Raw genomic sequence first — 388 nt, forward strand, 5'->3', positions numbered from 1 at the left:
CCCCACCGCTCCACCTCAGCAACCCCGGAGGAGTCGCTGTCGGGGTTGAGGGCGGGGTCGTCGGCGTTGATGTGGACGAACACCGTGGCCTGGGGCAGCATGTCCTGCCCACCCGCCTGCCGGGCCAACACCCCGACCGCCGCGGCGCGACGCTGCCTCAGATCCCCCACCTCGCTGGGGAGGGTTTTCGCAACCTCAGTCAGGGCGTGGTCGAAGTCGATGGCGTCGCGGGGATCCAGGATCCCGTAGAGGGTGCAGTGGCCGTTCTTGACCGCATCGACTGCCACGTACCGGTTTTCCCGCTGCTGCTGTTCCCGCTCCCGAGCCGCTTGGGGGTCGGCGGCGATGATCCATGCTTCGAGGTTGCGGCGGATCCGCTGCCACGACC

1 protein-coding gene is annotated in these 388 nt (G+C 69.1%); it reads right to left on the reverse strand.

Annotation, left to right across the window (positions count from 1 at the left end):
* Positions 1-388, reverse strand: a 388-nt coding sequence (locus tag EII35_RS15660; protein WP_125229355.1) for a DUF222 domain-containing protein, incomplete at both ends; no start/stop codon positions are given.

The organism is Arachnia propionica (genome assembly GCF_003932785.1).
Classification (GTDB): Bacteria; Actinomycetota; Actinomycetes; order Propionibacteriales; family Propionibacteriaceae; genus Arachnia; species Arachnia propionica_B.